15 protein-coding genes, 1 pseudogene and 1 riboswitch are annotated in these 17,823 nt (G+C 60.2%); of the genes and pseudogenes, 10 read left to right on the forward strand and 6 right to left on the reverse strand.

The genetic code is table 11. The features are described 5' to 3' along the window. Positions 1–84: 84 nt before the first annotated feature. A complete protein-coding gene (rnjA, locus tag A6764_RS21470; RefSeq protein ID WP_029100970.1) occupies positions 85–1,737 on the reverse strand; it encodes a ribonuclease J1 in 1,653 nt (550 codons plus the stop codon). Between the two features lie 172 nt (positions 1,738–1,909). On the opposite strand from rnjA, the gene chrA reads away from it, so the two are divergent. Further along, positions 1,910–3,046: a chromate efflux transporter gene (gene chrA, locus A6764_RS21475; RefSeq protein WP_065068264.1), complete on the forward strand. Its 1,137-nt coding sequence runs from the start codon at positions 1,910–1,912 to the stop codon at positions 3,044–3,046. 223 nt (positions 3,047–3,269) lie between these two features. On the opposite strand, the gene A6764_RS21480 is transcribed toward chrA, so the two are convergent. The 3 genes and pseudogenes from A6764_RS21480 to A6764_RS21490 form a co-directional block, all read right to left on the reverse strand. After that, complete coding sequence (locus A6764_RS21480; RefSeq protein WP_065068265.1) at positions 3,270–3,884, reverse strand: SCO family protein; 615 nt, start codon at positions 3,882–3,884, stop codon at positions 3,270–3,272. 79 nt (positions 3,885–3,963) lie between these two features. Next, positions 3,964–4,278: a rhodanese-like domain-containing protein gene (locus tag A6764_RS21485; RefSeq protein WP_044899986.1), complete on the reverse strand. Its 315-nt coding sequence runs from the start codon at positions 4,276–4,278 to the stop codon at positions 3,964–3,966. 358 nt (positions 4,279–4,636) lie between these two features. Continuing rightward, positions 4,637–5,212, reverse strand: a pseudogene (locus A6764_RS21490) (GNAT family N-acetyltransferase); the annotation flags it as partial. A 94-nt stretch (positions 5,213–5,306) separates the two neighbouring features. Beyond that, positions 5,307–5,417, forward strand: a riboswitch (SAM riboswitch). A gap of 96 nt (positions 5,418–5,513) precedes the next feature. On the opposite strand from A6764_RS21490, the gene A6764_RS21495 reads away from it, so the two are divergent. From A6764_RS21495 to A6764_RS21535, 9 genes are all read left to right on the forward strand, one after another. Beyond that, positions 5,514–6,815, forward strand: a complete 1,302-nt coding sequence (locus tag A6764_RS21495; RefSeq protein ID WP_065068267.1) for a homocysteine synthase — start codon at positions 5,514–5,516, stop codon at positions 6,813–6,815. A 366-nt stretch (positions 6,816–7,181) separates the two neighbouring features. After that, a complete protein-coding gene (locus tag A6764_RS21500) occupies positions 7,182–8,120 on the forward strand; it encodes an AAA family ATPase (protein ID WP_029100964.1) in 939 nt (312 codons plus the stop codon). A gap of 7 nt (positions 8,121–8,127) precedes the next feature. Then, positions 8,128–9,318 carry a DUF58 domain-containing protein gene (locus tag A6764_RS21505; RefSeq protein ID WP_264622351.1) on the forward strand — a complete coding sequence of 397 codons (1,191 nt, stop codon included), beginning with the start codon at positions 8,128–8,130 and terminating at the stop codon, positions 9,316–9,318. Next, the gene (locus A6764_RS21510; protein ID WP_264622352.1) at positions 9,315–10,643 is read left to right on the forward strand and encodes a DUF4129 domain-containing protein; all 1,329 of its coding nucleotides are present in this window, start codon (positions 9,315–9,317) and stop codon (positions 10,641–10,643) included. The genes A6764_RS21505 and A6764_RS21510 overlap by 4 nt, the downstream gene beginning before the upstream one ends. A gap of 73 nt (positions 10,644–10,716) precedes the next feature. After that, positions 10,717–11,772 (forward strand): ArsR/SmtB family transcription factor, encoded by a 1,056-nt coding sequence (locus A6764_RS21515; protein ID WP_255309802.1) that lies wholly within the window; start codon positions 10,717–10,719, stop codon positions 11,770–11,772. 1 nt (position 11,773) lies between these two features. Then, positions 11,774–12,583, forward strand: coding sequence for an ABC transporter permease (locus A6764_RS21520; protein WP_264622353.1), 810 nt, complete (start codon positions 11,774–11,776; stop codon positions 12,581–12,583). An 11-nt stretch (positions 12,584–12,594) separates the two neighbouring features. Then, a complete protein-coding gene (locus A6764_RS21525) occupies positions 12,595–13,581 on the forward strand; it encodes an ABC transporter ATP-binding protein (RefSeq protein ID WP_065068270.1) in 987 nt (328 codons plus the stop codon). After that, a complete protein-coding gene (locus A6764_RS21530; RefSeq protein WP_029100958.1) occupies positions 13,578–14,393 on the forward strand; it encodes an ABC transporter permease in 816 nt (271 codons plus the stop codon). The genes A6764_RS21525 and A6764_RS21530 overlap by 4 nt, the downstream gene beginning before the upstream one ends. A gap of 115 nt (positions 14,394–14,508) precedes the next feature. Further along, complete coding sequence (locus A6764_RS21535) at positions 14,509–15,423, forward strand: Nif3-like dinuclear metal center hexameric protein (RefSeq protein WP_065068271.1); 915 nt, start codon at positions 14,509–14,511, stop codon at positions 15,421–15,423. A gap of 685 nt (positions 15,424–16,108) precedes the next feature. On the opposite strand, the gene A6764_RS21540 is transcribed toward A6764_RS21535, so the two are convergent. Together A6764_RS21540 and A6764_RS21545 are read right to left on the reverse strand one after the other, a co-directional pair. Then, complete coding sequence (locus A6764_RS21540; RefSeq protein ID WP_065068272.1) at positions 16,109–16,840, reverse strand: hypothetical protein; 732 nt, start codon at positions 16,838–16,840, stop codon at positions 16,109–16,111. A gap of 767 nt (positions 16,841–17,607) precedes the next feature. Beyond that, positions 17,608–17,814, reverse strand: coding sequence for a YezD family protein (locus tag A6764_RS21545; protein WP_141669812.1), 207 nt, complete (start codon positions 17,812–17,814; stop codon positions 17,608–17,610). Between the last annotated feature and the right edge of the window lie 9 nt (positions 17,815–17,823).

Below are 17,823 nucleotides of genomic sequence, written 5' to 3' on the forward strand. Positions count from 1 at the left end.
TTTTCCGGTACATTTGCTTTTTATTATATCCCGTGAAAGCCCACAGGAGAATGGTTCCCGACACTTTCACAGATTCGGCCGCGCCTATACTTCCATCAGGATGGTCAAAATCATCGGATTGCGGCCCGTCTTTTCATAGATAAACGGCTTGATCACTTCGTTGATCTGCGACTTCAGCTCGGACCATTCCTTGATCTTCTTGTCCAGCGCCTCCTGCAGCTTTTGGCGGACGAGCACGGTGGCCTCCTGGATCAGCGATTCCGATCCGCGCACGTAGACGAAGCCGCGGCTGACGATGTCCGGCCCGGTCAGGATCTTGAAGTTTTTCATGTCCAGGCTGACCACGACCACCATCAGGCCGTCTTCCGCCAGATGCTTGCGGTCGCGCAGCACGATGTTGCCGACGTCGCCCACGCCGCTGCCGTCGATCAGGACAATCCCGGCGGGCACTTTGCTCAGCCACGCTTTTTCCCGATTGCAGTTGAGCACGTCGCCGTTGTCCATGATGAAGATGTTGCTCTCCTCGATGCCCACCTGCTGCGCCAGTCTGGCGTGCATTTTCAGCATGCGGTACTCGCCGTGGATCGGCACGAAGTAGCGGGGGCGGATAAAGTTGAGCATCAGCTTCAGCTCTTCGCTGCTGCCGTGGCCGGACGCGTGGATGTCAAACACGTGGCTCAGCACCACGTTGGCTCCCGCCCGGTACAGCTTGTCAATCGTCCGGCTGACGTTCACCGTGTTGCCCGGGATCGGCGAAGCGGAGATGATGACCGTGTCCTCCGGATAAATCTGCACCGAGCGGTGGGACCCGGAGGCGATGCGGGTCAGTGCCGCCATCGGCTCGCCCTGGCTGCCCGTGCAGATGATCAGCACCTGGTTGTCCGCGTAGTTGTCGATGTGCTTGACGTCAATCAGCATGCCCTCCGGCATCTGGATGTAGCCCAGTTCTTGTCCGATCTGAAACACTTTTTCCATGCTGCGGCCGATGACCGCCACTTTCCGGTCGCACTCCATGGCCGCGTCCACCACCTGCTGCAGGCGGTGCACGTTCGATGCGAACGTGGCCAGGATAATCCGCCCGCGCGCCTTTTTCACCACGTCGAGAATGCCTTCGCCCACCATGCGCTCCGACATGGTAAACCCGTACCGTTCGCTGTTGGTGCTGTCCGACAGCAGCGCCAGCACGTCGCCGCTGCTGCCGATCCGTGCGATTTTGCCGAATTCCGTGGTGGGACCGACCGGCGTCATGTCAAACTTGAAGTCGCCCGTGTGAATGACCATGCCCTCCGGCGTGTGGATGACGATTCCGAACGAATCGGGAATGCTGTGGTTGGTGCGGAAAAAGGTGGCTTTCAGCTTTTTGAACGGGATCTCCGTGTCCTCCGAAATGGGGATCAGCTTCACCTCGTTCTGCATCCGGTGCTCTTCCAGCTTTGCCTTGACCAAGCCCAGGGTGAGGCGGCCGCCATAGATCGGCACCTTGATTTGCTTCAGCACGTACGGGATGGCGCCGATGTGGTCCTCGTGTCCGTGCGTCAGCAGCAGCGCCTTGATCTTGTGCTGATTCTCGATCAGATAAGTGATGTCCGGGATGACCAGGTCAATGCCGAACATCTCGTTCTCGGGGAATTTGACCCCGCAGTCGATGATGACGATCTCGTCTTCGTACTCGACACAGTACATGTTTTTGCCGATTTCGCCGAGACCGCCCATCGCGAAAATCTTTACGTCGCTCAATACTCGTTCCTCCTAATAGATTTCGTGCATGTTTTGTTGGAAACCCGACCAATGCATGCCACTTCTTATTGTATCACATCGCGGCGCCTTCGTTTCATCCAGTCTTGCCATTTTCCCGCATTCTGCTACCGTATGAGGTAAAGAAAACGGAAAAGAAGCGAGGAGAGCCCTCATGAACCGTCATCTGCCGGAAGTGGCGCAGGTGTTTCTCAAACTGGGGAGCATCGCCTTTGGCGGGCCTGCCGCCCACATCGCCATGATGAATGAAGAAATTGTACAAAAGCGAAAGTGGGTCGATCAAGAAACGTTTCTCGACCTGCTGGGGGCGTCCAATCTGATCCCCGGGCCCAACTCAACGGAATTGGCCATTCACCTGGGGTACCGGCGCGCGGGATGGCCCGGCCTGATCGTCGCCGGCGTCTGCTTCATCGCTCCCGCCATGCTGATCGTGCTGGCGTTCGCCATGCTGTACGTCCGCTTCGGCTCGCTGCCCCAACTGGCGTGGGTGCTGTACGGCATCAAACCCGTGATTCTCGCGATCGTGCTGCAGGCGCTCTGGGGACTGGCCCGCACCGCCGTCAAGGACCGCGCGACCGGGATGGTCGGCGCCGCCGCCCTGGCTGCCGCCGCTCTCGGCATGCACGAGATTCCCGTCCTGGCGCTCGCCGGACTGGCTGTCCTGCTGATCAGGCAGGGAGGCCGCCTGCAGGGGCGGATGCACGCCCTCTCCCCCGTTCTGCCGATGTGGGGGCTGTGGGCTGCGGCGAAAACGCCTGCCGCCGATGCGGCCAGTCTGGGCAAGCTGTTTGTTCTGTTTCTCAAAATCGGCTCGGTGCTGTACGGCAGCGGCTATGTACTGCTCGCCTTCCTGCAGTCGGAGTTTGTCCGCCGCTGGCCCGTGCTGACCCCGGAACAACTGCTGGACGCCGTCGCCGTGGGCCAATTTACGCCGGGTCCGGTCTTTACCACCGCCACCTTTGTCGGCTATCTGGTCGGCGGGACGCCGGGCGCCGTGCTCGCCACCATCGGGATTTTTCTCCCGGCGTTTGTCTTTGTCGCCGTGGTAAATCCGTGGGTGGACCGCCTCCGCCGCTCTCCTGTCGCCGGTTCGCTGCTTGACGGGGTAAACGTCGCCTCGCTCGCCCTGATGGCGCTGGTCTCGGCACAGTTGGGCACATCCGCCGTCACCGACTGGTTGGGCGCGCTGCTTTTGACCGTCAGCCTGTTCCTGGTGATCCGGTTCCGCATCAATTCCGCCTGGCTGGTCTTGGGGGGCGGGCTTGTCGGTCTGGCGGCGGCTTATATGTGACGGAGACAGTCAAAGCCATCCGTTTGGAAGAGACCCGCTGAACAGCCAATGTGCCGCAGGGAACCCCGTGATTCCCGAAGAGGGCCGCCCATGAAACAGATGAACCCGCCCCCGGAACCGCGAACATCAGGTCCGGCAGAGGCGGGTTTTTTTACGGAAAATGATTTCCGGCAGGGCCGGCCCGCTGCGTCATGCAAAGGCCGGGGCGGCCCCGGTTGGCTGTTTAATCAGCCAACTGCTCGATGTCTTTCAGCATGTTGTCCATATCCATGTCGGACGCCATCCCGTACATGCGGCGCATGTTGCCGTCCTTGTCGACGAGGAACATGCGGGCGGTGTGGGCAAACGAACCGTCAGGCTGTTTCAGGACGGCGATGCCGAAGTCTTTGGTCACTTTTTCCACGGTCGCTTGATCGCCGCGCAGGAAGTACCAGCCGCTCTGATCGGCGCCAAACTTGTCCGCGTACGCCTTGAGCACTTCCGGCGTGTCCCGCTCCGGGTCAAAGGTGATCGTCACAAACGCCACCTTGTCTCCAAACAGCCCTTTGGCCTTCAACTGTTCCTGCATCTTGGCCATGTTAAACGTCGTGGCCGGGCAGATGTCCGGGCAGTGGGTAAAGATGAACTCCACCAGCCGGACCTTGCCGTTGGTTTCGGACAGGGTGAATGTGGACCCGTCAATGTTGTCCAGCGTAAAGTCGTTCATCTGTTTGACGACGGGGATCTGGCTCTTCTGCCAGTACTGGTAGCCGAATACCCCGACGACGAGCAGCGCCAGCACGGCGGCCGCCACGGTAAACCAGTGGCGCTGCCAGAACGACGCCTTGCCTTCGCTCATCTTGCTCTCCTCCTCATCCTGATCGCGCTGATCCCCGACAAACGGCGATCACGCGCATCTTTCTTTCTGCAGCGCTGCGTTACGCTTCCGTTTCCCCCGGCCAGGCGAGCATGCCGCCCACCATGTTGGCCGCGTCGAAGCCCAATTCCTGCAAATATTGGGTGGCCATGTGGCTGCGGGCGCCGCTTCGGCAGACCAGCACGACCGGCGTCTCCTTGTCCAGCTCGTCGACGCGATACGGCAGAAAGCCGAGCGGAATCAGTTTGGCTTCCTTAATGTGACCGCCATTCCACTCCTCCACTTCGCGTACGTCGATGACCTGCAGCTTTTCTCCCGCAGCCAGCTTCTCCATCAGCTCCTGCGGCGTGATTTCCTTTACCCCTTGATCCGCCATGTTTACTAGCCTCCTGTATCTTCATGAACGTTGATTCCATACCGCCTCCCATCATACCATACCGGCGGCTATTTTCGAACAGGCCGTCCCTGCACGGACGCGGCGTCACAACGGGAAGAGCCCGAGCCGCAGGATCAGCGACGGGATCAGCAGGAACCGGCCGGCGATCTGCGCGATCATCAGCATGGTGCTCATGGCCGGGGCTGGAGGTTACACAGTGCATCTGTATCTTTCTCATAATCACCCCTATTATAGGGCTGCCCCGGCCGGAAAGTTGTGAACGAGAGAGGGCGAAACGGTTACGCAATTGTGACGGGGAGCGCTGCGGTTCCTGCTTCAGCCCGCCGTGTACGGATTCGTCACGGACCGCTTCTCCCCTGGCCGCCCGTTCCTTTTCCGCCAGATACCGGAGAAAATCGTCCCGCTTGAAGGCGTGCAGCACACAGGGGTGCTGCTGCCGCTGCTCCAGAGCGGCGTGCTCCTCGGGATACTCGCTTTCCACGTGGAGCGTGACGTAGGGCAGCTTCTCCTGCGCTTTTTGCGAGCGGATGTTGGTCGTCCGCGCCCCGGCGAAGACGATGTCCAGGTCCAGTTCGCCAAACGCGATGGACAAAATCGCTTCCTTGGCGAGCTGGTTGTACCCTTTCCCCCAGTACGCCCGGCCCAGCCAACTGCCGATGTGACAGCGCCGCCGCTCCCTGTCGATGAACATCAGCGTGGTGACGCCGATTAACTCCTCCTTTTCATTGAAGACGACCCGGCTGACGGCTCTCCCTGCCCGCTCCTCTTCCGTAATGTGCCGGATGAACCGCTTCGTATCCTCGACCGACTGGTCCTGCAGGCTGAGCGCGCCGCTGACGGCCGGATCGGAAACCAGCGCAAACATGCGCTCCGCATAGGCCAAATCGTGTGGACGCAAGAAAACAGCAATCATGATAATTCCCCCTGACTTACTCGGAAATTTGTATTGACCGAATCCGGCTGTCCCCCTATAATACCAGATAAGCACAATTTGCAAAATTTCCACGATTTCATCAAGAGCGGCGGAGGGACAGGCCCGATGAAGCCCGGCAACCGGCAAACAAGCCTGCTTGCATGGTGCCAATTCCTGCAGAATCCCGGATTCTGAGAGATGAAACGGCCGCTTGATCGGGAATGACCGAAGCCTTCTTTCTCTCCGGAAGAAGGCTTCGTTTGTTATCCATCCTTTATCCAGGAAAGAGGGAGAGATGCCCATGTCGGACCAACGCCAGTGGAAGCCGGAAACCATCGCTCTGCACGGAGGACAGTCGCCCGATCCGGTGACGGGAGCGCGCGCCGTGCCGATTTACCAGACGACCTCGTACGTGTTTCGCGATACGGAGCACGCCGCCAACCTGTTCGGGCTGAAAGAGACGGGCAACATCTACACGCGCATCATGAACCCGACCCAGGACGTGTTTGAACAGCGGGTCGCCCTGCTGGAAGGCGGTGTCGGGGCGCTGGCCACTTCCTCCGGGCAGGCGGCGATCGCCTTTTCCATCCTCAACATCGCCCATGCCGGCGACGAAATTGTCGCCTCCAACAGCCTGTACGGCGGCACCTACAACCTCTTCTACCACACGCTGCCGCGGCTCGGCATCACCGTTCACTTCGTCGACCAATCCAACCCGGACCATTTCCGCTCCAAAATCAACGAAAAGACAAAAGCGCTGTTCCTCGAGACGATCGGCAATCCGCGCATGGACGTGGCCGACATCGAGGCGATTGCCGCGATTGGCCACGAACACGGAATTCCGCTGATCGTGGACAACACCTTTGCCACTCCGATCCTCTGCCGTCCGTTTGACCACGGAGCGGACATCGTCGTTCACTCCACCACCAAGTTCATCGGCGGACACGGCACGGCCATCGGCGGCATCATCGTCGACTCCGGCAAGTTCGACTGGAGCAGCGGCAAGTTTCCCGGCCTGACCACGCCCGACCCGAGCTACCACGGCATCGTCTACACGGAAGCGCTCGGCCCGCTGGCGTACATCGTCAAGGCCCGCGTTCAACTGCAGCGGGATATCGGGGCCGCCGTCGCGCCGTTCAACGCCTTCCTGTTTCTGCAAGGGCTGGAAACGCTGCATCTGCGCATGGAGCGGCACAGCGAAAACGCCCTGGCCGTCGCCCGCTATCTGGAGGCACATCCCGCCGTGGAGTGGGTCAGCTACCCGGGATTGGAGAGCGATCCGCACTACCGCCTGGCGCAAAAGTACCTGCCGAAAGGAGCGGGGGCCATCCTCACCTTTGGCATTCGCGGCGGCGTCGCCGAAGGGAAGAAGCTGATCGAGTCGGTCAAGCTGTTCTCCCATCTGGCCAACGTCGGCGATTCCAAGTCGCTCATCATCCATCCGGCCAGCACGACCCACCAGCAGATGTCGGAAGCGGAACAGCTCGCCGCCGGCGTCACCCCGGGCCTGATTCGCCTCTCCGTCGGCACGGAGGCGATCGACGACATTCTCGCCGATCTGGAGCAGGCGCTGAAGCAGGCGGTGCCCCAGCAGGTCGGATAAGGAACGGGTCTGGTCCGTTGGGGCGCCCCGACGCGCCCAAAGCGGCCGGGGATGGCGAGCGTCTGCGTTCGTTTGCGTCAAACAGCGAAGCGGGAGTTCCCCTTCGCTGTTTTTCTTGTTTCCGACGCCTTTTCTTCACCCTCTGTTCCCGCGGCTTTCAAGCGCCCAGTTGCTTGACTGTGCGCCGCCGATGAAGGTCGCAAACGTTCCCCCGCCGATCAGCGGCGCGCTCGTTTCAGAGGGCCGTTTTTCCGATCAGGATAATTTTATGAAGATTTGGCAAAATCAGGCGTTCCGAGGTATAATACCTTCCATACTGGAACAACCGGGTCTCGCGCCCTATTTTCCCATAAAGGAGACGTCCTCATGACCCATCGCCCTTTGGACACATTGCTGGAAAGCGTCAACCGCGTCATCGTCGGCAAGGAGCCGCAGATCCGGCTGCTGGTGACGGCTCTTCTGGCCCGCGGCCACGTGCTCTTGGAGGACCTGCCCGGCATGGGCAAGACCGTGTTGGCCAAAACGCTCGCCCAGGCGATCGGCGGCACCTACAACCGGGTGCAGTTTACCGCCGACCTGCTGCCTTCGGACGTGGTCGGGCTGCACGTGTTCAACCAGCGGACCGGCGCGTTTGAACTTCGGCGGGGACCGGTGTTTGCCGACGTGCTTCTGGCCGACGAGATCAACCGGGCCACGCCGCGGACGCAATCCGGCCTGTTGGAATGCATGGAAGAACGGCAGGTAACCATCGAAGGGGTGACGCTTCCCCTGCCGCCGACGCTGTTGGTGATTGCCACGCAAAACCCGATCGAATCGGAGGGAACCTATCCGCTTCCGGAAGCGCAGCTCGACCGCTTCTTGTTCCGCCTGTCGCTCGGCTACGGCAGCAGGGAAGACGCCCGGGAGATCCTCCGGCGGTTCCGGACAGGCTCACCGCTGGAGCAGGTGGAGCCGGTGATCAGCGTCGACGAGATCGCCGCCATGCAGCGGGACGTGACAGCGGTACACGTCAGCCCCGCCGTGGAGGAGTACATCATCGATCTGACGGAAGCCACCCGTCGCCACCGCTCCGTGGAAACGGGCCTCAGTCCTCGCGCCATGCTCGCCCTGCTGCGCTCGGCGCAGGCGGCCGCTTACCTGGACGGGCGCACCTACGTCCTGCCTGACGATGTCAAAGCGGTGTTTCCCGCTTTGTCCGTCCACCGCATCCGCCTGTCGATGGAAGCGGAACTGCACGTGACGGAGCAGGAAGTGATCGACGACATCCTCAAAAGCGTGGCGGCACCGGTCGAAGAAGGCGTGTGATCCACACATGAGCACGAGACAGGTCTATCACGCTTTGGGGTTTCTCTGCCTCCTGTTTGCCCTCTTTTCGGGCAGCCGCTTTCTCTGGCTGTTTGGCGGCTTCTTCTTTTTCATGACGCTGGCTCACCGCTGGTGGCGGGCCAATCTGCCGCGCTGGGTTCGGCTGGAGTGGAGCGCGGACCAGAGCCGGGTGATGCCGGGAACGCCCGTCACCGTCCGTTTTTCGCTGCACAACCGCTCCTGGCTGCCGCTGCCCGGCACGGTGATCCGCGTGTCCTTTCCCGAACACGTGACGGTCGAAGGGGCGGACGACGTGACAGCGAGCAGCCAGCGCTGCACGGTTCGCTTCCGCTTCCACCTGCCGCTTAGGACAAGCGCGGAACGGACGTTTACGCTCACCCCGCACAAGCGCGGCCTGGTGTGGCTGACGGAAGCCCAGGCGGACACGCTCTCCGTGTTTGGCGAGGAGCAGGACCCGATTCCGCTGCCGCTGTCGTTTTCCCTCCTGGTCTACCCGCTGCCCTTGACGCTGCCCCCGCTGTCGGCGGCGGCAGCCGAGCCTGACGGCGGCAGCGTCTCGCGCAGACGCCTGGAGGAGGACGTCACGTTTTTGCGCGGCGTGCGCGGCTATGCGCCGGGAGACCGGCTGAAGCACATCCACTGGAAAGCCAGCGCGAAAACCGGCGCGCTGCAGACGCGGCTGTTCGAGCCGACCGCCCGCCCCACCTGGAAGGTGGTGGGACACATTCTGCCGTCCTACGAACCGCTGCTGCAGCGGCAAAATGAAACGGTGAACGAGCGGGTCATCTCCGCTCTTGCCGCCCTCTCCGTTCTCTGCCGCCGCCAATCGCTGTCCTGCGACCTGTTCCTGACGGTGAAACAGCGCGGACGGGAGCAGTTCCACCTCCCCGCGGGCAGCGGCAAGGCTCACCACGTCCATGTCATGACACAGCTCGCCCGCCTGTATCAGTACATGCCGACTTCGCTGGCGGCCGTATTGCGGCGTCTGGAGCACAGCGGCACCCGTGACGCGATCCTGATCGTCACCCCGCGTCTGGACGGACCGGCGGAAGAAGCGGTCAAACGGCTGGTGCGGCACGGCAACAGCGTCACGGTGCTGGACGTGTCGGAGGAGCAGCCGGTCCTGCGCCGGCACGAGTCCGGCCGCACCCCGGCGAGGAAGGTGGTCCTTTCATGACGTGGTCCATGTTGGGACGCTGGACGCTGGTGTTCTGGATGGAAGCGCTGCTGACGGCCTCCGTGCTGATGCTGTTCCGGTGGCTGCCGGCCCGGCCGGAAAGCATGATCGGCTTTGTCCTGGCCGCCGCGCTCCTGCTTGCCCTGGGAAGCTGGCTGTACCAGGGGGGCGGACACCACCTCCTGCTTCACCTGCTGCTGTATCCGCTGGTGGCGGCCGTCGGCGGTCTGTGTTACGACGCTTTCGGCTCCTGGCTGCTCGCTTTGCTGCTGGCCGCCCTCTTTTTCTGGCGAATCCACGCCGCGCCCTCGATTCCGTGTACGCCTGTCCATCTGCGCCACCGCTTTGTGCTGGCGCTGATCATCTGCCTGTTCCAACTGGTGCTGGCCGGCCTGTTCGGAGCGCTGGCCGCCCCGCAGCCGCATGACGTTCGGGCGTATTACGCGATACTGGCTTTCGTGCTCGCCAGCCACCTCGTCACCGGCTGGGGCGAGTACCTGACGCGCGAACCGCCGGGCGGAAGCGCCGCGCCGATCTCCCTTGCCGCCGCTTTGGGCGGTCAACTGCTGACCACCCGGCTGCTGCTGGCGGCGGGATACGCCCTCGCAGGCGGCGGCCTGCTCTGGCTCCTGGCGTGGATCTGGGGGCTGGTCAAAGAACCGCTGGGAGACGGTCTGTACCTGTTGGCCCGCCCGCTCCTCCTGGGAACCGCCGCGCTGTTTGGCAAACTGGCGGAGGTCCTGAGCGGAAACAGCCGCGTCAACGGGCTGTTCAACAGCGGAACGGATGTCGTCGAACAGCCGTTGGAGGAGATCGCTCCGGCCGGCGGCGAGACGCTGTTTTCGATGGCGGAACCCTACCTGATTGCATGCGTCTCGGCGCTGGTCCTCGCCACGCTGGCGCGGTTCATCTGGAAACGGCGCTACCGGAACGTCGGCGGCACCGCGGTCTCCCCTGCTCCGGTTCAAACCGCCTGGCGCCCGGTCGCCGCGAACGCATCGGCAGACGAAGGTCCCCTCTGGGAGCTGGACACGCTGATGCGCGGCCCGTCCGGCCCCGTCGACGATCCGGTGCGGTATGCGTACTACCGGTTTCTCCAGCACATGGCCGAAGCGGGGATGCGGATCGAACGGCATGAGACCAGCCACGAATACTTGAGGCGCATCCGCTCGCAGTGGGCCAACCCGGACGTAGTGGAACTGGCCGGTCAGATCACCGGCTACTACGAGCGGTACCGCTACCGCCAGCAGCCGCTTTCTCCGGAAGAATGGAACGACCTGGAGCAGTGCTTGCGGAAGTTGCGGGACTCGTCCAAGCGCGAATGATGGATCGGCACAACCACGCCATTCTCCGGCGTGGTTTTTCATTTGGGATCTGCCGCTGTGGCTGCGCAAGCGGGTGTCGGCCGCGTACATTCCCGGCTGCGAGTTTTTTCTCAGCCTGCACGTGCTGGCCAATCCGGACCACCACACATCCCGCATCGGCTGGGCCCGCGAGACGCTGCACGCTCTGCCGGCCGGCCTGGCACGCGACCTGCGCCGGTTTGACGCGCTCTCCAACCACTTTCTGAACGTGCTGGACTTTCTCTCTCCCTGGGAAGAAACGTACCATCATTCGGTCGAAGCGGGGCTGGAACGGGTGCAGGCCATGTCTCCGGAAGAGTTTGCGGAAGCGATGATGGGGCCGATCTGCCACCGCCGCCAGCTCCAGGCGTGGATGCGGGGGCATCCGAACGAGGCGTTTGAACAGCTCAAACCGGAGCACCGCGAGCTGATTCGCCGTCCGCTGGCCGCCAAGCGGGACTTTCTCGATTTTTGCTACGCGTACCTGCCGTTTTTCCAGGCGGAGGAGCGGCGCATCGAGCCCTGGCTGATCCGCGCCGTGCATGAAGCGGCGGAGCGTCTGGCCGCCGACCCGGTATCGTTTCTCTCCCGGGTCCACCCGCGGCTTCACGTCCACGAGCGCTTTCTGCAGTTTCACAAGGCGAAAACCCACCAGTTTGCCTACGAGGAATTGACGCACATCTACCTGATCGTCTCCACCTTTGCCGCGCCTCATCTGCTCCTGGGCGTTTACGCCGACCGGATTACCGTCGGCCTGCACGTGGACGTTCCGGGGACGGCGGAGAAGGCTGCAATTCCGGCCGATTTTATCGCCAAAATGAAGGTGTTCAGCGATCCGACGCGGGCCGCCATCCTGAAGTCGCTGCTCGGCCACCCCTACTGCGTTCAGCAGTTGGCGGCGCTGCACGGCATCAGCGAACCGGCCGTGGTCAAACACATCAAGCTGCTCGCCGACGCCGGCTTCGTCTGGAGCGAGCGGCGGGGGCGCTACGTGTTTTACCGCGCGATGCCCTCCCGGCTGGAACAGTTGGCCGTCGACCTGCACGAGTTTATCGACATGCCTGACGCCGGTCTGCCGGCCGCCCCATCTTCGACAGAACGGAGGAAATGACGTGTTTCAGGTTGCCAAAGCCACCTTTCTGCGCAACACGCTGGTCATGCTGAGAGCCTATCCCTGGTCGTTCGTGACCGGCCACATCCTGGCCGGCGTGTACACGGTGCTGTTTGCCTATTTTGCGTATACCCACGTGTTTGCCGGCCAGTTGGACGACCGCTTCGTCCGCTACGCCGGCTCCGCCGACTACCTCTCCTACGTCATTCTCGGCGGCGCGTTCTACTCGTTTGCCGTCTCCACGCTGATGAACGTCAGCCGCTCGCTGATCACCGAGCTGCGCGAGGGGACCCTGGAAGCGCTGCTGCTCACCCCTTCATCGCGAAAGGGGTACTTTCTCGGCAACGTCACCCAGCAGTTGATGCGGACGCTGTTTGAATTTTCCGTCATCCTGCTCGTTGGCCGCCTGTTCGGACTCAATCTCGCGGGCGCCGACGTCTGGAGCGCGGCCGCCGTCTGGCTGCTGTCCACGGGAGCATTTTTCTGCCAGGCGCTGGTGCTGGGCAGTGTGATGCTCCGCTTCCGCGACACCTACATTACGCAGAACACCTTGTTTGTCCTAATGGCCTTTCTCTCCGGGGTCACGTACCCCACGGCCTACCTGCCGGAGTGGCTGCAGCCGCTGAGCCAGCTCCTGCCGCTGACGCCCGCGCTGGAGGCGTTTCGCCACAGCGCCATTCTCGGCCAGCCGCTGTCGGCATCCGCGCCGCAGCTCATGCACATGGCCATCCTGTCCGCCGTCTACGCGGCGGTCGGCGCCGTCGGGATTCGCCGGATGGAAAAACGGGTGCTGGAATCGATCTTTGGATAGGAGGATGACACATGTTTCTGGTGGAAAACGTACGCAAAGTGTACCGGATCAGGGAGCGGGGAAGCTGGTTCTCGCGCCAGTGGAAAGAAGTGGAGGCCGTCAGCGGACTCTCGTTTGCGATGCAGCCAGGCAGTATCGTCGGGCTGTTGGGCGTCAACGGCGCCGGCAAGACGACCACGATCAAAATGTGCTGCACGCTGCTGGAACCGACCAGCGGCTCCATCACGGTTGACGGCTATGACGCCGTCCGCTGCGACCGGCAGGTAAAGGCGCTGGTCAACATGATCGCCGGCGGGGAGCGGATGCTCTACTGGCGGCTGACGGGGAGGGAAAACCTGCAGTACTTCGGCAGCCTGTACGGCTTGTCCGGCTCCCGTCTGGCGGAACGCGTCGACACGCTGCTGGATCTCGTGGAGCTGCGGGAAGCGGCCGACACCCCCGTGGAGCGCTACTCCAAGGGGATGAAACAGCGGCTGCAGATCGCCCGCGGGCTGATCAACGACCCGAAATACCTGTTCCTGGACGAACCGACGCTGGGGCTGGATGCCCCCATCGCCCGCCAACTGCGGCGGCAGGTGAAGCAGTTGGCCGCCGAGCAGGGAAAGGCGATCCTCTTGACCAGCCACTACATCCACGAGGTGGAAGAGCTGTGTGACGAGGTCTACATCATCGACAAAGGCCGGCTGGTCGCCCACGACACGCCGGAACGCCTCACCCGCTCGTTCTGCCGGGAGACCACCCTGCGCGTCACGATTCCCGTTCTCCCCGACGCGCTGCAGCGCGACCTGCGCCAGCTCGCCGAACGGCACCGCGGTACGTGGGACGTGGCGGAAACGGACCAACAGGCATGGGAGCTCACGCTGCGCAGCGAGGCAGACCTGACCGCTCCCCTCCTCTCCCTGCTGGCCGCCCACCAATCGCCGGTGCTGCGCCTGGTCACGGAACAGCCGTCGCTGGAAGACGTCATCCTGCAGATGGCGGAAAGGAGGAGCGCATGAACGAGTGGATGAGCCTGCTCTGGGCGGAGATCAAAAAGGAACACCGCCATTCGTTTCACAGCAGTCTGGTGTACTTCAGCCTGCTGATCTGGCCGGTCGTCATGTTCGTCACGGCGTACTATTCGTTTGCCCCGTTTCGCATGGGAGCGGACAGCCCGCTCGCCCGCTTCGTCGCCCCCGGGCAGCTTCCGCTGTTTCTTTTGACCGGCTATCTCGGCTACATCTTTTTTTGGTGCCTGGTGCAGTCGGCCTGGCAGATGAGCTTTGAGCGGCAGGCGGGCACGATGGAGATGATCTTCATCAGTCCGGTCAACCGGCTCGCGTTTGTCTACGGCCGTTCCCTCTCTGCGCTGGTGGAAGGCGTCTGGCTGTTCTTCTGCTTCACGCTGCTGGCGATGGCGTTTGTCGGCGGCATTCACGTCAGCGGCTGGTGGGCCGTTCCGCTCGCCTTTTTGATCCTGCTCGTCTCCGCCGTGGTGTGGGGCGGCTTTCTCAGCGTGCTGTTTCTCTTCTCGCGGGACGCCGGCTTTCTCTACACCGTGCTGGACGAGCCGATGCTGATCTTCTCCGGCGTGCGCCTCCCTCCGCTGGCGTTCCCGTTCTGGGCCAAGCTGATTTCCCTTTGCTTTCCGCTCACCTACGCGCTGCACATGGTTCGGGCCTTGCTGATGGAAGGAGCGGAACTGGGCGATCTGTGGCAGGAGCTTGGACTGCTCGCCGGCGTGCTGGTTCTGCTGGTGACTGCTTCCGTCTTTTTGTTGAAACGGGCGGAACGGCATATGAAACGGACGGGCAGCATGGTGCTGTATTAGAGGAAATCTGCCGTTCGTCCGGGCGTTTTCCCGGAAAAACGGCGGGACCGGCAGCGCCCCGCAAGCGGCCGTCCGGCACCATCAGGTGTTAAACACCCGTACAAGGAGGGATTCCATGGAAAGCCTGACGCATCTGGAACAAGCGTTCACCCGACTGTTTCGCATGGACGAGTGGGAAACCGATCCCGGCTTCAGCCGTTTCATTCCCATGGTGTACGAGCCGGTCGGGTTTGACTGGCGGCGCTTTTTCGAAGCGGAGTTCGTCCGCCGCTTCAACGGCCTGATGCTCAGAGGACGCGAACAGGTACACACCGTCTTTTTGGCCGTCTTCCCGACCGAAGAGGTGCTGAAGCGCTTCCTGGACGAGTCAGTGCCAGGCGACCTGTTGTTCATGCACCACCCGCTGCTGATGGAATGCGGCGACCCGCGCGGCCGCTGGGGCAGGGGGTTCGTGCCGATCGGGCGGGACTTGCTGCTGGCGCTAAAGAAGAAAGAGTTCTCCGTCTTCACCTGTCACCTCCCGATGGACACCAGTTGGCCGCTCGGCACCGGCGGCGCCATCATGGAAGCGCTGCAGGCCGAGCCGATCCAGCCGTTTTGTCCGGCGGGAAACGGCCATGTCGGCATGATTTGCCGGGTAACCGCGACGGATACCCGCTCCTTAATCGATCGTTTAATCACCTTGTTTGACATTCCCTACGTCGATTTCGAGGGAAAGGAACGGGCGCGGATCGAACGGATCGCCATCCTCCCCGGCTGCGGTGACGTGGCGGCGATGATGCGGGAAGCGGAAACCAGCGGAGCCGACGCGTACGTGACGGGAGAGATCCACTGCCACATCGACAACGAATACGGCCGCACCAAGTACGCCGCGGTCATGGCGTACGCCGCCGAAACGTCCATGTCGCTGATTGGCGTTTCACACGCCGCCTCGGAATACCTGGTGATGAAAACCCAGGTGAAACCCTGGCTGGAAGAGCGCTTTTCCGTAAACGTGACGCTGCTCCCGCAGTCGCGGTGGTGGTGGTAGGCGATCACGCTTCAAATTGCGAACAATATTCGCTATGCAGTGACCCCCAATTTTCATACAGCCGCAGGGAAAAGCTATATTTCCAGGTTTACGATGCCAAGCAATACGTCCAGTTCTGTTGCCAGTGTCATTTCTTCCGCAGCTATCTTGCAATATTACGGACACCCCTGCCAAGGAACTCAACCAGGTACTACATCAACTTGTGGTACTTTGACCGTGCAAAACATTTGGGGGGCAGCGGTAAGTAACGGAGAAGTGTTCCATCCTTGTGATCTAACCGCTGCAATGACCTCAACCAACAGTTGGAACACAACATACCGGAACAAGTTTGTGAAAGTCACGAACTTGTCCAATGGGCAATCGATCGTGGTACGAGTCACTGATACCGCCCCTGCCAATCAAGGGATCGAATTAACGTATCGAGCATGGCAATCAATCGGACAACCTGCTCCAAACTCAAAATCAGTAAAAATTGAATTGATGAGCTAAATCACCAAAAAGTGGGTTATCAGCAAAGAACTGATAACCCACTTTTCTACTTCGCAGGATAATCTCCCATCTCTTTTGGGGGATATGGTACGGAAATGGATGCTGCGGACCGGCTTTGAATGGACACCTCTTTCAGGAGAGGCTGGCTCCTTCGATCCACAAGCCCTGCAGGTCATAAGGAAAAGGGCGTGTGTGCCTACCTTTCTGTAACCAAAGACAATCCCTTTGAGGTGTATCTGTATGTTTTTATCGCGGAATCAATCCCTGATTGTACTTGAAAGAGTGGACGAGTATACCAGACACTCCTTGCCTTTGCTAGCTTGTTAAGATTTGCACTGACAATCCGATTGTCCCTCCATGTGTAAATCCGGGTCTCAAACACACCAGGGCTCCCGTAGGATGTTACGATTTCCTCCACTCCATCTTGATCCAGATCTGCTATATCTGCAACAGGTTCATTTAAAAACAGAAGGATGGAAGGTTTCGCTTCCTCGATGGTTATATAATAGCGGAACGGACAGTTTGCTCCGCATAATCCTTTTACTTCAATAACTGATTTCTGGAACAGTGAAGATTTCTGAATTTCTAGCTTGTCAACATAAGGTAATGCGCCTACATCTCCAAATTCATACAAGACATCTCCAATTTGAATACCTCCGAACAAACGGTTTGGATCCTCATTAGCCTTCAAGAAAGCAAACAGTTTGGCGGTATCAAGGTGTTCCTGCTTTACGACCTGTTTGATTATCCCCCTATCCAGTAACGTTACCTGTTGTTCCACCTTTACTTCTTCAAATGAAAGAGGGATGGTCGTTTCTTGTTCTGCGTTTGTGGATGCGACAGGGGTATCGTCTCCGTGCGTCTGGACAGGAGAACAACCTGCAGATAATAGGGACATGCCAAGTAAAAGCAGCACCATGTGCTTCAATATTGTCACCTCGAGTGATTTGGCCAACCTTGGCGGCCCAAAATTTCGGGCTTGCCTTACGGAGGTAAGGACGCTTTACCGAGATCTGCTCCATAGGTTCGGTAATACGAAGTCGTTCGTATTTGCAGGAGCAATCGGTTTCCTATGCTTACCAGCGATCGTAGCTACTCCTTGCCCTGCAAAGATGAGTGGTGTGCCACTGTTTGAACGATCCCGGTTTTTGTGTGGCAGGGCGTTCATTTGAACAAAATGGATGATTTACCAAAACATTATAAATCGGTGTGAGCCCCATGTCAAAACAACGCAAATACTCTGCTGTACACCCGTATATTGTCTACGGCAGTCACTATTGTGCCCAGTTGCTTCCAAAGCATGAGGTCATTCGCGATTCTTTCCAAAAATAGCACGCGAGATTGGCCAAGGTCCCCTCAATAAAGGAAATATAAAACCAAAACGAACTATGGATTCGGTATCAGAGATAAAGTGGGCAGCTTAGAATAGAGCTTTCGTAAAATTTATGCATATGAACCCAATGACGATACTCAAAGCCTATATATAACCGGCGAAGAAAAGCAAGGAGATCAGTATTTGCCAACCTTCATGATCCTAACAAAAAACAATGTGATAGAACATATGGTTCTTTCCAATGAATAATACCTGTCGTAAAGGCATGGTACAGCCCAAGCCGCGCTCACACACAAAAAAAGGCACGGGTTTCTGTCCCGTGCCCTTTGATGGTTCGCTCACCCGTGCCGTCATCATGACGGCTATCTGCCCCGCCCCGCCTGCCTCGTGTTGGATTTGACGGCGGCGGCGCGCTCCAGGGGAAAGCGCGTCTTTTCGGTTCGTTCGATTTGCGTGATTTGCGACTCGTGCACGACGATGTGCAGGGTACCGTACTCCAGACCTTCCAGTGCGCGCAGGATCATCTCGATGCGGGAATCGGCAAGCTCTTCGTGATTCCGGTTCACCATGTGATTCAC

Origin of the sequence: Brevibacillus sp. WF146 (assembly GCF_001673705.2) — a bacterium.
In the GTDB taxonomy this organism is placed as follows: domain Bacteria; phylum Bacillota; class Bacilli; order Brevibacillales; family Brevibacillaceae; genus Brevibacillus; species Brevibacillus thermoruber.